This is a genomic window from Vibrio sp. 10N.261.45.E2 (genome assembly GCF_002875705.1).
Taxonomy (GTDB): Bacteria; Pseudomonadota; Gammaproteobacteria; order Enterobacterales; family Vibrionaceae; genus Vibrio.
The window spans coordinates 52,443-65,030 of record NZ_MCZZ01000172.1 but is presented as its reverse complement, the minus strand read 5'-3'; the positions used below and the strand labels follow the sequence as shown (position 1 = coordinate 65,030).

Annotated in this window: 9 protein-coding genes and 1 pseudogene; 7 read left to right on the top strand and 3 right to left on the bottom strand. The window is 42.5% G+C overall.

Features of this window, described 5'->3' with window-relative positions; genetic code table 11:
* The first annotated feature begins 34 nt into the window (after positions 1-34).
* The 3 genes from melB to BCT34_RS23175 are packed head-to-tail and all read left to right on the top strand — an operon-like array spanning position 35 to position 4,007.
* Positions 35-1,387: a melibiose:sodium transporter MelB gene (gene melB, locus BCT34_RS23185; RefSeq protein WP_048611272.1), complete on the top strand. Its 1,353-nt coding sequence runs from the start codon at positions 35-37 to the stop codon at positions 1,385-1,387.
* Between the two features lie 25 nt (positions 1,388-1,412).
* Complete coding sequence (locus BCT34_RS23180; RefSeq protein ID WP_131828438.1) at positions 1,413-2,369, top strand: hypothetical protein; 957 nt, start codon at positions 1,413-1,415, stop codon at positions 2,367-2,369.
* A 60-nt stretch (positions 2,370-2,429) separates the two neighbouring features.
* Complete coding sequence (locus tag BCT34_RS23175) at positions 2,430-4,007, top strand: glycoside hydrolase (protein ID WP_241902819.1); 1,578 nt, start codon at positions 2,430-2,432, stop codon at positions 4,005-4,007.
* Between the two features lie 114 nt (positions 4,008-4,121).
* On the opposite strand, the gene BCT34_RS23170 is transcribed toward BCT34_RS23175, so the two are convergent.
* A complete protein-coding gene (locus BCT34_RS23170; RefSeq protein ID WP_076657146.1) occupies positions 4,122-5,126 on the bottom strand; it encodes a substrate-binding domain-containing protein in 1,005 nt (334 codons plus the stop codon).
* 461 nt (positions 5,127-5,587) lie between these two features.
* Here BCT34_RS23170 and BCT34_RS23165 point away from each other — a divergent pair, with 461 nt between their 5' ends.
* Both BCT34_RS23165 and BCT34_RS23160 read left to right on the top strand, forming a co-directional pair.
* Positions 5,588-6,508, top strand: coding sequence for a LysR family transcriptional regulator (locus BCT34_RS23165; RefSeq protein ID WP_076657148.1), 921 nt, complete (start codon positions 5,588-5,590; stop codon positions 6,506-6,508).
* Between the two features lie 180 nt (positions 6,509-6,688).
* Positions 6,689-8,715: pseudogene (locus tag BCT34_RS23160) on the top strand (TonB-dependent receptor).
* A gap of 144 nt (positions 8,716-8,859) precedes the next feature.
* On the opposite strand, the gene BCT34_RS23155 reads toward BCT34_RS23160, so the two are convergent.
* Entirely contained in the window at positions 8,860-9,603 is a 744-nt protein-coding gene (locus BCT34_RS23155; protein ID WP_076657155.1) for a class I SAM-dependent methyltransferase, read from the bottom strand.
* A gap of 183 nt (positions 9,604-9,786) precedes the next feature.
* On the bottom strand, positions 9,787-11,082 hold the full coding sequence (locus tag BCT34_RS23150) for a sensor domain-containing diguanylate cyclase (RefSeq protein WP_076657150.1): 1,296 nt from the start codon (positions 11,080-11,082) through the stop codon (positions 9,787-9,789).
* Positions 11,083-11,293: 211 nt separating this feature from the next.
* Here BCT34_RS23150 and BCT34_RS23145 point away from each other — a divergent pair, with 211 nt between their 5' ends.
* Both BCT34_RS23145 and BCT34_RS23140 read left to right on the top strand, forming a co-directional pair.
* Positions 11,294-11,806, top strand: a complete 513-nt coding sequence (locus BCT34_RS23145; RefSeq protein ID WP_241902818.1) for a GNAT family N-acetyltransferase — start codon at positions 11,294-11,296, stop codon at positions 11,804-11,806.
* A 14-nt stretch (positions 11,807-11,820) separates the two neighbouring features.
* The gene (locus tag BCT34_RS23140; RefSeq protein WP_076657151.1) at positions 11,821-12,417 is read left to right on the top strand and encodes a LysE/ArgO family amino acid transporter; all 597 of its coding nucleotides are present in this window, start codon (positions 11,821-11,823) and stop codon (positions 12,415-12,417) included.
* The last annotated feature ends 171 nt before the right edge of the window (positions 12,418-12,588 follow it).

Here is a 12,588-nt window from a genome sequence, read left to right as displayed (position 1 = left end):
AATTATTTTAACTACAAAGGCTAAGGAGCCTTATATGTCTGAAGGTAGTATATCGATAAAAACAAAATTTTCTTACGGCCTTGGTGCGCTGGGAAAAGACTTCGCTTGTTCCATTATTTACATTTTTCTTATGTTCTATTACACCGATGTGGTTGGTATTTCTGCCGCCTTCGTTGGTACGCTATTTCTTGTCGCGCGATTTGTTGATGCAGTGACAGATCCTGTTATGGGCATGATTGTTGATAACACTCGAACTCGTTTTGGTAAGTTTCGACCTTGGATTGTGATAGGTACGCTCGTCAATTCGGTATTCTTATTGTTGGTATTTAACACCCATAATATTGAAGGGAACATGGTGTATGTGTACGCAACGGTCACGTATATTCTATGGGGTGTAACTTACACAATCATGGACATTCCTTACTGGTCGATGATTCCTTCAATGTCTTCAAAGCGCGTTGAGCGTGAAAAATTAGTGGTTTGGCCCCGTCTGTTTGCTAGTTGTGCATGGACACTAATGGGGACGTACGGACTGTATTTAGTTGGTTTCTTTGGTGGTGAAGACAAGGGTTCTGGGTTTGTATATCTGAGCTTGGCAATTATCGCGGCATTCATAGCGAGCGCGTTGATTACGTTCTTTAACGTCAAGGAACGCATTAAAGATAAGCGTGTATCTACAGACAAATTCACGTTCAAAGATGTAAAAGACATTATTGGCAAAAATGATCAATTGAAGTCACTAATTGGCGTAGTGCTAACGTTCAATATCGCTATTCAGTTGGTTGGCGGCTTTGCTATCTATTACTTCAGTTACGCAATTGGGCGTGAAGATTTGTTCCCAATGTTCGCTTTAGTATCTGGTATGGCTGAAATTGCTGGCGTGTTTTTGTTCCCTAAGCTTTGTAACTTAATCAACCGAAAGTTTATGTGGCTGGTAGCATGTCTGTTCCCGCTGCTGTGTAGCTTAATTCTTGTTCTAACGGGCATTTTCGCTCCTGAAAACGGCATCTTAGTCGGTATTGCTGGTGCAGCGCTCAAATTTGGTGGTGGTTTATCAAACGGCCTATCGACAGTGATGTTAGCTGACGTAGTCGATTATGGAGAATACAAAACAGGGCACCGCAGTGAAAGTATTATTTTCTCTATTCAAACCATGCTAGTTAAATTTGCAGGTGCGCTTTCAGGTTTCTTTGTCGGCATTGGATTAACCGCAGTGGGTTATGTTCCTAATATTGAGCAGAGTGAAGAAACTATATTAGGTTTAAGAGCGTTAATGGTTGGTATTCCTACATTGTTAGTATTACTTAGCGCTTATATATATCAAAAAACATATCGCCTGAATGGTGAATATCAAAATATGGTTTTAAAAGAAATTTCTTCTACATAATTATATCCAATAATAAAGGTTAACAATGAAATTAAATAATAAGGCATCTTATTTGATGTGCTCAGCGCTTGCTTTTTCTTCATCGACTATGGCTGGTTATATCGAGCTAGGTAATGAATATGAGAACTGGGGTGACCAAGAGCAACGATCGAATACCATGCCATACATAGCAATGGAATTTAATCCAATCGAAGATTCATCTATGTTTTTGTACGCTAACTTCAGCTACCGCCACATGATTGAGAGTGAAGAGCGAACTTGGAATGACCGTTCTCGACAGGATGTCGCGATTGGTTGGTCCGAGGGGTACAAAGATTTTTGGTGGGGACCTAAATTCCAAATTCGAAATGAAATGTACGCGAATGATACTCGCCGCACGGAATATCGATTTTACAACAATATGGCGTATTACCTAGCAGAAGACCATGACTTAATCCTTGATGGTTTTATCGCCCCCGTTGGTGTTAGAAATCGCCCTCGTGGTGAAGATTGTGTCGGCGAAAATGGCTGTCAGGATGAAGCAAACAACGACCTAAGAACCAGCTATACAGACTATTATCACGAGATAGATTTTGGTGTTCGCTCTCGTTTGGCTTACGACAAAACATTGCAACTAACGTTATATAGTGAAGTCAGTAAGCAAAGCGAGTTCGAAGGGGATAACCGTGCTTGGGAAGAAGAAAAGCGCGTAGAGTGGCAAGTGCGTATGAACTATACACAGACATTCAATGACCTGACTGTAACGCCATTTGTGCGCTATACCTTCTACCGAAACGCAGAGAGTGTTGATTACGGTGATAAAGACGAACTGCGAATTCGAGCGGGCTTCTGGGGTGACTATAAAATAGATGATAAGTCTAAGTTTGTATTCGAAACTTATTACCAAACTGAAGATAAAGAGAACTTTGAACAGGATTGGAACCAAAATCAGTGGGAAGATGATTACTTCTTTGTGAAACTTGGATATCGCCGTTCTTTCTAATTAATTCTGAATATATCCTAAATCTATACGATTATTAAATTAATAATATCGAGATGTGAAATGAGAAAAATATTATTATCAATGGCAGTCGCATCAATACTGTCAGTGCCGAGTTATGCCCAAACACTAGATGTGGAAATTGAAAATACCAAACAAACAATACACAGCTTTGGTGCTTCGGATGCTTGGTCTATTAACCCAACAATTAACAAGTGGCAGAAAAAAGGGGACGATGCGGCTATCGACCACCTCGCTGATTTATTGTTCTCTACTGACAATGGTATTGGCTTAACAGCGTGGCGATTTAATATAGGTGCAGGCAGTACCGAGCAAGGTGATGGTAGCTTTATTCGTGATCCATTACGCCGTGCGGAATTATTGGTCCCTGAGCCGGGTGGCGCAATAGACACGACTAAGCAGCAAGGACAAATTCGTTTCATGCAAGAGGCTCATCAACGTGGTGTCGATAACTTTATCGCGTTTTCTAATAGCCCACCGCATTACCTAACAAAAAACGGCTTAACTCACCCAACGGCAGCTGATGACCTAGGCTCTACTAACCTTAAACCTGAAAATGTGGATGCATTTTCCGACTTTTTGGTTGAAGTGTTGACCTACTTACGTAGTGAAGAAGTAGGGATCCCGGTTAATTACATCAGTCCAATTAACGAGCCAACGTGGGAATGGGAAGGACAGACTCAAGAAGGCAATCGCTACAATATGCAAGAAGTTAAAGCGGTATACCGTAGTTTAGATAAAAAGCTGACCGAAGCGGGTATTCGTAGCGACATTCATATTGATGGCGGTGAAGTGGTCGAATTCACAGCAGCACTTCGTGATGCTTATAAGCGTAACTTTGACGGTTCATCTCAAACTAATGGTATGAATTCTCGTGGTGTTGGCTTGTACCGAAACTACATTGATGAACTGTTAGGGGATCCTGAAATTAGAGACATTATTGGTAACCAAATCTCAGTACATGGCTACTTTTCTGACGCTTGGCCAGACCGTTTAGGCAAGCTGCGTGATATGACATATGGAAACCTACAGGATGTGTCTCCGGGTGCAGAAATTTGGATGAGTGAAATGAGCATCTTGGGTGGTGGCGGTTATTCTCGTGACTTTGATGGTCATGGCTTTGAGGCTGATGATATGGATTATGCGTTACATGTGGGGCGTATCATGCATCGAGACCTGACTCGTTTGAACGCTTCAGCATGGCATTGGTGGTTAGGTTTGACGCCATATGATTACAAAGATGGTATGGTGAAAATTGACCCATCTTTAGAAGCCAATACGGTAGAAGATTCGAAAATGATGTGGACTGTCGGTAACTTCAGTCGCTTTGTTCGCCCGGGTTATCAGCGTGTAGAACTGAGTGGGGTAGACAACCTTGATGGCTTGATGGCATCGGCTTATGTCAGTCCAACACAAGATAAAGTGGTGATTGTTGCCGTTAATACGAGTGACAAGGTAGAGAATGTTTCTATTAACTTAGAAGGCGTTGTTAATTCTGCCACTTATACAACACACATTACCAATGCGCAGCATGATTTGGCGTTGGTTGAATTAGAAAAAGAACAAGACGATTACCTTGTGCCTCCGCGCTCAACAGTGACATTTGTTGGCTCACTATAACGTAAAATTTAGCTAGTAATAATAAAGAAACCCCAGTCTGAATAAGGCTGGGGTTTCTTTTATAAACAGAATGCGAGAATTGTATTCAGTGTTGATTCCCTAACAAATCATAGGTTAATTGTTAGGTGAAGCAATGGAATTGCGGCTCACCAGTGTAGGAAGGTAAAGGTTTCCTTTATGCTCGTGAGGAGACTTTTCTACCAACTGGATAGACAGCTTTGCCGCTTGGCTCGCCATGATCTGTACTGGGTAGCGGACGGTGGTCAGGGTTGGCTGTAAATAGCTGGCTATCATGGCATCATCAAACCCGATGACAGAGACATCTTCTGGTACGCGTAGGTTGTTTTCTTTAAGCACTGCAATGGCACCTGCAGCCATTAAATCGTTGTATGTAGCAATCGCGGTAAACGGTTCATTCTTCGCTAACAAATTACGCATGGCATCTGCGCCGCCAAGCTCATTCGGTTCGCCGGACACCACCAGAGCCTCCGAGTAGGGCAGTTGGTTCTTTTCTAGTTCAGAACGATAACCCAGTTTTCTATCTATTGAATCATCGATATTATGAGAAGAGGCTAAGTAACCAATTCTCTTATGGCCAAAGCGGATTAGGTGGCTTAGTGCCAGGTTGCTGCCTCGAATGTTATCTAAAGCGACACAGCGTTCGGCTATTTCTGGGATAAAGCGGTTAATGATGATAAGACCAGGGATCTGTTTCGAAAACTCAATCAGCTCTTGATCCGATAGGCCTTTGCTATGAATAACAAGATGCTCACACTGGTTGTTTATCAACAGCTCGATCGCTTCTCTTTCATAGGTTTCGTTGTGGTAACCATGCGTAATCAATATATGCTTTTTGTGTTCACGCGCGATTTCGTCAATAGCTTGAACCATAGCACCATAAAATGGGTTAGATACGTCTGCCACTAACACACCAATGGAAGACGAAGTTTTATTTGCAAGAGCTCTTGCGTTCGCATTTGGGCGATAATTCAATTTTTCCATCGCTTCGTGAACTGCTTTCGTTGCTGTTTCACTCGTATGAGGTAATTTGTTGATTACTCTCGATACAGTAGCAACGGATACCTTAGCTTCTTTCGCGACGTCTCTTATGTTTGCCATAATGTTCTTTATATTAAGTGTGCTATAACCGTTGCCATCGTAGTGTTTCGACTCCCTCCAAAAGGGAACACCTTGTTGTACGGCTTAAACTTTTATGATGGTACGTATAGTAGCAATATACGAGGCTGAGTCCATATGTTTACTGTGCTGATTGATGTTTAGTTTTTGTGTTTCAAACCTTGCATTTTTTTTGCCTTTTCTATCACCTTTCTTCTGACTCTAGGGTATTTTCGTTCCACTGTTACGACCGTTTGAGAATACTATCGTTATAGAACCAGAGCTCAATATTAGTCAAAACTGTGTTGCGTTAGTTCATTTTACTAATGGATAAAAGGACTATTTATCTTATGTCTTAGGTTGTATTGCTCCAGATCAAAACAAGAGTGATTATCAATTGTATTAGTTAATGGAAAAATGCACTATGCGCTCACTGAATTTTTAAATTTGTGAATATTTAAATAATGAATCTTGCTCAAGTCGACCTTAACTTACTCGTTATTCTTAAACACCTTCTTGAAGAGAAGCACGTTTCTAACACAGCGCTGGCGCTAGATATGAGCCAGCCGACGGTGAGCCGATCTCTGCAAAAACTGCGCACCGTGTTTAACGATGATTTGTTGGTAAGGGCAGCTTACGGTTACGAATTAACGCCGAAAGCTGAAGCGATTAAGCAAGACCTAAACTCCGTACTTACACGTTTAGAAAAATTAGTTCATGGCGATGTTTTCGAACCACAAACAAGCGACAGTACCGTTCGCTTCTTCGGTTTGGTGCCACAGGTTTCGCATTTATTACCCAAGGTAGTCGCGGAGATCCGCAAGCAAGCGCCAAACATGGTTGTTGATATCGACTCTATTCCAAAACGTCATTTCGAACCCTTGTTATCTGGCGACGCACACTTTGTATTGTCGACTCATGAGCCATTAAGTTCAGAGCAGAACCTGTATCGAATGTTTGTAATAAGCCGTGATTACCGCTTGTTAATGAGCAAGGATCATCCTTTGGCTGATAAAGAGATCACGGTCGATGACTTGCTTAATAGTCAACTTGGGCAGATCTCGTTGCAAGGGGATAAGAAACTCTCCATCGAAAATCGATTTAAAGATCTCGGTTTGATTGATAAGCAGCGCCAGTTATCCATCCCAGTCCAGTTGTCTAACTTTAACATTGCTGCAGACCTTGCAGAGACGACCGACATCATTTTTCATCTGCCTACACCCTTTGCGACACAAGCCGCTAAACAGCGTGACCTAATTTGTAAACGTGTACCAAAAGCAATCAGAAGCCCCTCAGAAGATGTGTACCTGTATTGGCATAAACGCTTCCACAACGATCCTATGTGCCGTTGGGTTCGTGAGCTATTCAAAGAGTTGTACACTTAAATCATACGGTAGAGGAATGTGGTCGCGAGATGTATATGGACTTGAATATAGAAATCTATCTTATGTGAAAGGTGAATAGCGAGAATCAAATTTTGGCATGAAACTTTAATTGATAAGAATGGTAGCTGGTTGTTTAATGCAAACCATTATCATTACTAATCACATATAAGAATGAATATCATGTCTGAGAGATCTCTTTTGATTCGCAAACCTCTATCGATCGCAGTCGCTGTTATTTGTACCTCACTTTCAGCTAACGTATTAGCGCAGGAAGAAGCGCAAGCAACAGACGAGCAAATGGTTGTTACTGCTACTCGTACCGAGATGGCGTTAAAACAAGCGCCAGCTTCCATGTCGGTTATTACGGCTCAAGATATCGAAGACAGCCCAGGTATCACCTTGGCTGACATCGTCGCAGATTCGACGAGTGTCGAGTCTGACTTTATAGCACACGTGCTGGGCGTCAGATGATCTCTATTCGTGGTATGGATTCTGATTACACACTTATCATGGTAAACGGCCGCCGTCTTAGCTCGGCGAGTGCCATTATCCGTGGCAACGATTTCGACCTTTCTACTATCCCTGCTGATTCGATCGAACGCGTTGAAATCATCCTTGGCCCAATGTCGGCACTTTACGGTTCAGATGGTATGGGCGGCACAATCAACATAATCACTAAGGCTCCGGAAAACGATTGGAGTTCTACACTAAGCATGGACACTTCATCTCCACTTGATGGTGATGGAGGGGAAGAGTACTCGATGGGCTTCACGACATCGGGTGCGTTGATTGAAGATGAGTTGTTTGCTCGTCTTTCTGTTAACCAAACAAGCCGTAACGCTTGGCAACCATATTCTGGTACACACAGCTCCGGTTACGATCGTTCAGACGTAACAGCTCTAGAAGAACGTGACACGCTAAGCTTACTTGCAAGCCTTACATGGAATGCAACAGATAATCAAACCATCGATTTCGATTTTGGCTACAGTGATGATGAACGTGAGTCATCTGCGGAAAATGTATCGTCTGTGATTGAGTCTGACACGCGTGTTGTACGTCAGAGCCAAGCGATTACACACAGCGGCTTTTGGAGTTGGGGTGACACGCAAGTGCGTTACTCTCGTGAGAACGTGACGGACAACGATGCTGCAGATTCTGACAAAAGCTATAGCAGTGATGTTGAAGAGCTAACTCAAATTGTTGAAGCGTCGGCGACCACTTATCTTGGTGATAGTCACACAGTAACGTTTGGTATGGACTACCAGTTGAGTGAATTAACCAACAAAGAAAACTTGGTCAATGGTACATCTGAAGCTTATCAAGGTGCGTTATTTGTTCAAGACCAATGGTTAATGACGGATCAACTAACGGCAACCATTGGTGGTCGTTTAGATAAGCATGAGCTGTACGGCGAAGAATTCAGCCCACGTGTGTATTTGGTTCACCAAACGACGAATGACTTAATCATTAAGGGTGGTGTGGGTAAAGCATTCAAAGCTCCAACGTTAACTCAAAACCAAGCTGACTACACAGTTAACAGCTGTAAAGGTGTGTGTGATTTACACGGAAATGAAGATCTTAAGCCAGAAACAAGTTTGAACTATGAGATCGCTGCGATTTATAGCCAACCTCGTTGGAATGTTGAAGGTGCTTTGTTCCGAAATGAAATCAACGACCTAATTGATCGTGATGAAACCTACTGTGAGAACGGCGGAGTGTTTGAATCGGGTAAAGGGTGTGCTGATAGTTCAAGCTCAACTGGCTATGTGAATGGTAAGCGTACTTATACAAACGTATCAGAGGCTGTAGTTCAAGGTGCTGAGCTTACCGGTCAATTCCAGATCACAGACGAGTGGGGCATTTCTGGTAACTACACATTCCTAGATACAGAAGATAAATCAACAGGTGAAGAGCTGCTTGAGCGTTACAAGCACTCGGGTTTAGTTAAGTTAAACTGGAGCCCAACATACGACCTGAATACATTTGTTAGTGCCCGTTACCGTGGTGAGCGTCAGATTGAAAGCGACCTAACTCAAGACGCATATACAACGCTGAACCTAGGTGCTGTCTACAATGTGAATGCTTCAGTACGACTGCGTGCGGGTATCACAAACTTGACGGACGAAGCGGTGTCACAAGAGCTTGAGAGCATGGGCTATGTAGAAGAGCCACGTACTTACTACGTAGGTATGACAGCGGACTTCTAATCCAGAATTAGAAAACCCATAGTTCAAAAACAGATAGCTTGATACAAAAGAACCCACACAGGCTGAGGCTCTATAAGGAGAACGGCGAGTGTGGGTTCTTTTTTGATCTATAGGTTTGGATTAACGTGTTGTGTATCTATTTATTTAGATTTTCACACACGTGATTAGCGCATTGCCTGACTGAGTATCCCAAGGGATCAGCTTGTCGTAATCATGTTCGAAGATATTCACCTCAAAGTAGGGCTTCAATATCTCGATCAACTCCTTAAACGTGAAGGCCACCATCGGGTGTTCATCATTCCACACCTGGGTTTCACCATCAGTCGTCTTTTCGATACTCAGTTTTAGCGCTTGCTTATCGCCTTGACCGGAATAGTACCAACCAGATCGGAACGTGAAGTCGTCTTTGTCTTGGTTTGTGGTGTGTCGAACAAACAGGTCATTGCTGATCTTGTCTTTATCAACCACGTTAAAACAGAAAATACCTTCTGGCTTTAACGCGCGATGTACACTTTCAATACACTCTTTAAGCTTCTCAAGGCCATCGTTGTAATGGATGGAATACAGGAAGCAAGTGATCAGGTCGAGTGGTTCAGTTACCTCAAAGTTACTCATATTCTGTACTGAGAACTTGGCTTCTGGGCAGCGAACTTCTGCGATGTCTAACATCGGTTTATTAAGATCCAGGCCACCGCTTTGGTAACCAAAATCAATAAAATGACGAACGTGTGGGCCAGTGCCACAAGCTAAGTCGAGGTGTGTTTTTCCTTCATTTCCAAAGATTTGATGGAGTCTACGTACGCAGTTACTTTGCGCTTGGTAGTCAATATCTACACACATTAAATCATAGTAACCGGATAGGTCGGTATAGAGTGCGTTGGCGGACATGTTTGCCTGCAGCATAAGCTGAAAAATTAGGGTGGCGCATCATATACCGAAATTTGGAAATCGCAATCAAATATTCGATATATTTATACGCTTTTATTCTTAATCAGATGCTCACATTCCAGTACTTCAAATGTGGGTGTCAAACCTCACCATAACTTCAAGCAAACTATGGCTCAACCGCAATTAAGCGATGGTTTGTACACATACGAAGTCAGGATTGACGACCACTTGGTTTTTGCCACTAACTTTTGCGTTGTATAGCGCGTCATCAGTTACTCGGATAAGGGTATTTATCGAATCTGAAGAGTAACAAGTACATTGATTTGTCACGCCAACGCTGACACTTGCTTTGAATTTGTTACGGTTAAAGCCGATGAAAATGCGTTGATTAAAGTCGTAGCAAACCTGTTCGGCAATCGACTTAGCCTGTGAAGACTCAACCTCTGGTATAAAGGCGATGAACTCTTCACCTCCCCAGCGTCCGACAACACCATTTGCTTGTTTCACATGTGCTTGAATTGTAGTTGAAAGCTGTTTAATGACCTTGTCACCAACACTGTGACCATATTTGTCGTTAATGGCTTTGAAGTTATCGATGTCGAACAATAAGCAAGACATTTCGAGTTGGTTGTTTATCGGCTTCTTAAGCCAGTCGTAAATCGCTCTACGGTTGAGTAATTGAGTCAAATCGTCATGCATTGCTCGATGCAGAAGTTCTTTCTCAAGGAGTACTTTGTCAGTGATGTCTTCAAGGGTCACTTGAATCGCTTTTTGCCCCTCCCAGTTGATCACATTGTCGTAAGCATTGAAGTACTTTTTGCTGCCATCAAAACAATGGTTGAATATCACTGAGCTGAAACTGGGCGGGCTTCCTTCTGTGATGCTTTTGCAGCGCTTAATTGCACTTTCACGTTGAGATTCAGGCACTATTGATAAGATGGAGTCCATGTTGAGCACTTGTTCGATGGATTCTGCGCCAGTCAATTCCACCCACGATTGATTCACCAGAAGCGGTTTGAAGTTTCTATGGATGATAATCCCTTGCTTAGAGGTTCTTAGCAGCTCGAGGTACATGCGGTCATTTTCATGACGTTTTCGCTCAGCTTCTACCACAGAGGTAATATCAATGATGGTGACTTGGAGCGCAGGTTTGTGGTTCAGTTCGATGATATGAGCAAGACTGAAAACTGAAATATTGCCAGCTTTGGTCGGGATGTCTGAATACAGTTTCCCTTTGTTAAGCTGACCTTTAATCGCATCTAAGTAGTGCTTTTTTGCCAATTTTTGATAGTTTTTCGGGACAAGAGCATAAACGAAGTCGATGTGGTTAAGCAGTTCTTCTCGGGTGTTGTATCCGAATATTCTGGCGATATCTTGGTCGACATCCAAAACGCGATGATCTTGTAAGATCATTATTCCCTGAATAGCATCGAAATTCTGACAAGGGTTTGTTGTGGTTAAATCTAGTTGAATGTTCATATCGACCTAGTGATTTATTCGTTATACAGAAACATGAGTGTTTACATGAATGGCTCAAGGTCATTGGTTTGTAGAGGGAGGGCTGAGCCTATACAGCAAGACTCCAAGAGCAAATTATGATATCTAGTTAGAAAAAGTGTGACATTAATATAACGGTAAGTATGCAGTAATATTGCGGTTATTAGCGTGTTCTAAAAGGAGTTAAGCAGCAATGACAATAAAGGAATCAGAAGGTACACAAGAGATGATGAATGCAAGAAAAGCGATCGAAATAAAGACAGACGACTTGTCGGGCGGGGAGGTCATTAAGTTACTCGAAGAGCATCTCGCTGATACGTATGCAACTTCACCAGCCGAAAGTGTGCACGCATTGGATCTGGACGGGCTCAAGTCACCTGAGATTACTTTTTTCAGCGCTTGGAAAGACAGTCAACTGCTTGGGTGTGTTGCCATTAAAGAGCTAAATGAACAACACGCAGAACTCAAGTCGATGAGAACCTCGCAGTTTGCTCGAAAGTCAGGTGTTGCGAGTCAACTTTTACAGCATGTATTGGATACCGCAACCGTTCGTCAATATCAAACCATCAGTTTAGAGACTGGCTCAGAAGATTACTTTAAGGCAGCACGTAACCTGTATGAAAAATTTGGCTTTGATTATTGCGATCCCTTTGCTGATTATGTGTTAGACCCGCACAGCCAGTTTATGAGTATTGAGTTACGTTAAGAGACTAGCCTTCGATGACGACTTACTTTGCAGGTTTTTCCCTGGGCCTTTCGTTGATTCTCGCGATTGGCTCTCAAAATGCGTTTGTTTTAAAGCAAGGGCTTAAGAATCAACATGTATTGGCAATTTGTGCGGTATGTGCAATTTCGGATGCATTGCTAATTAGTTTTGGCGTGACGGGTTTTGGTGCCATCGTTAAACAGTTTCCACAAATTGAGCAATTCGCCCGTTATGGTGGGGCGATCTTTTTGTGTGTCTATTCATTCTTGAGTTTCCGCTCAGCATTCACTGAAAACCACGCTTTAGAAGCCACTTCTGAAACGAAAGACTCGCTAACCAAAGCGGTTGCGATGTGTTTGGCGTTCACTTGGCTAAATCCGCATGTGTATTTGGACACCGTGGTATTGCTGGGTTCTATCTCAACTCAATATCAACCTAATCAAATGTTGTTTGGCGCAGGTTCCGTATCGGCTTCATTCGTGTTCTTCTTTTCACTTGGCTATGGCGCTCGCTTTTTGGCTCCAATGTTTAAGAACCCGAGAGCGTGGAAGGTGTTGGAATTTGTCGTTGGCGTGATCATGGCGTCTATCGCACTATCTTTGATCCTTTAGCCGCTTAGGGCAGAGAAGACAAAAATACCTTCGAAAAAAACCGTTGCTGCTGACTTTACTGAGAAGTTCAGTAGCCTCTATTTAACAAATACTATTTTGCATGTCTCATTGAGCCTCTTAATAATATAGAATAAATTGAAATATATTTTAATAGCAGGCCGTTCTAAATAA